The following is a 2,599-nucleotide window of genomic DNA, read 5'->3' on the forward strand; positions in this document are numbered from 1 at the left end:
GCTCAATGGCCACGCGCCGCTGACCAACTCGATCACCGACGTGAGCGGTGGCAACTACGAAAATCTGGTCGCTGATAAAACGCCGGTTTCGACCACTGTTACTGATACCCCGGACACTACGACTCTCAGCCTGTCGGCCACTGACTCCGTAGCTGAAGGCGGCTCGATCCTCTACACCGCCAACCTGACCAATGCTGCTGGTACACCGGTCACCGTGACATTGAGCAACGGCGCAGTGATCCTCATCGCGGCCGGCGCCACCAGTGGCTCCGTAACCGTTGCTGCGCCTGCCGATGACGTCTACAAAGATGCCGGCACTGTTCAGGCGACAATCACCAAAGCCACTGGCGGTAACTTCGAAAACCTGGTGCCAAGCACTGTTGCGGCGGTTACCAGCGTCACTGACACCATCGACACCTCGACGGTGAAACTGACTGCGACCGATACTGCCGCTGAGGGCGGCACTGTCACTTACACCGCGACGATCGGTCAGCCTGTCACTGGTTCCCCGGTCACCGTGACCCTGGCCAACGGCCAGACCATCACCATCGACATCGGCAAAACCAGCGGCACTGTTAATGCTGTAGCACCGAACGATGTGCTCAATGGCCACGCGCCGCTGACCAACTCGATCACCGACGTGAGCGGCGGAAATTACGAAAACCTGGTCGCGGATAAAACGCCGGTTTCGACCACTGTTACTGATACCCCGGACACTACGACTCTCAGCCTGAGCGCAACGGATTCCGTGGCTGAAGGCGGCTCGATCGTCTACACCGCCAACCTGACCAACGCAGCCGGCACACCGGTCACCGTGACCCTGAGCAACGGCGCGGTAATCACCATCGCTGCCGGCGCCACCACCGGTTCCGTGACCGTTGCTGCCCCGGCCGATGACGTCTACAAAGATGCCGGCACTGTTCAAGCAACAATCACCGCAGCCACCGGTGGCAACTTCGAAAACCTGGTGCCGAGCACTGTTGCGGCGGTTACCAGCGTCACCGACACCATCGACACCTCGACGGTGAAACTGACTGCGACCGATACTGCCGCTGAAGGCGGTACCGTCACTTACACCGCGACAATCGGTCAGCCTGTCACTGGCTCTCCGGTCACCGTGACCCTGGCCAACGGCCAGACCATCACCATCGACATCGGCAAAACCAGCGGCACTGTTAATGCTGTAGCACCGAACGATGTGCTCAATGGCCACGCGCCGCTGACCAACTCGATCACCGACGTGAGCGGCGGCAACTACGAAAACCTGGTCGCGGATAAAACGCCGGTTTCGACCACTGTTACTGATACCCCGGACACTACGACTCTCAGCCTGAGCGCAACGGATTCCGTGGCTGAAGGCGGCTCGATCGTCTACACCGCCAACCTGACCAATGCTGCTGGTACACCGGTCACCGTGACATTGAGCAACGGCGCGGTAATCACCATCGCGGCCGGCGCCACCAGCGGTTCCGTGACCGTTGCTGCTCCGGCCGATGACGTCTACAAAGATGCCGGCACTGTTCAGGCGACAATCACCAAAGCCACCGGTGGTAACTTCGAAAACTTGGTACCAAGCACTGTTGCGGCGGTTACCAGCGTCACTGACACCATCGACACCTCGACGGTGAAACTGACTGCGACCGATACTGCGGCTGAAGGCGGCACTGTCACTTACACCGCGACGATCGGTCAGCCTGTCACTGGCTCCCCGGTCACCGTGACCCTGGCCAACGGCCAGACCATCACCATCGACATCGGCAAAACCAGCGGCACTGTTAATGCTGTAGCACCGAACGATGTGCTCAATGGCCACGCACCGTTGACCAACTCGATCACCGACGTGAGCGGCGGCAACTACGAAAACCTGGTCGCGGATAAAACGCCGGTCAGCACCACCGTGACCGACACGCCAGACACCACCAACCTGTCCTTGAGCGCTACCGATTCGGTCGCTGAAGGCGGTTCAATCGTCTACACCGCCAACCTGACCAATGCTGCTGGTACACCGGTCACCGTGACATTGAGCAACGGCGCGGTAATCACCATCGCGGCCGGCGCCACCAGCGGTTCCGTGACCGTTGCTGCTCCGGCCGATGACGTCTACAAAGATGCCGGCACTGTTCAGGCGACAATCACCAAAGCCACCGGTGGTAACTTCGAAAACTTGGTACCAAGCACTGTTGCGGCGGTTACCAGCGTCACTGACACCATCGACACCTCGACGGTGAAACTGACTGCGACCGATACTGCGGCTGAAGGCGGCACTGTCACTTACACCGCGACGATCGGTCAGCCTGTCACTGGCTCCCCGGTCACCGTGACCCTGGCCAACGGACAGACCATCACCATCCCGGTTGGCGAGAGCAGCGGCTCCGTGAATTTCGTTGCGCCGAACGATGTGCTCAATGGTCACGCACCGTTGACCAACTCGATCACCAACGTGAGCGGTGGTAACTACGAAAATCTGGTCGCGGATAAAACGCCGGTTTCGACCACCGTTACTGATACCCCGGACACTACGACTCTCAGCCTGAGCGCAACGGATTCCGTGGCTGAAGGCGGCTCGATCCTCTACACCGCGACATTGACTAACGCTGCT

At 59.9% G+C, this 2,599-nt stretch carries 1 protein-coding gene; it reads left to right on the plus strand.

Going from position 1 to position 2,599, the window contains the following annotated elements; genetic code table 11:
* Positions 1–2,599 (plus strand): immunoglobulin-like domain-containing protein (locus ACXPVS_RS27160; protein WP_458512633.1); only part of this gene is annotated, 2,599 nt, incomplete at both ends.

The sequence above is a fragment of the Pseudomonas sp. Ma2-10 genome, assembly GCF_054330215.1.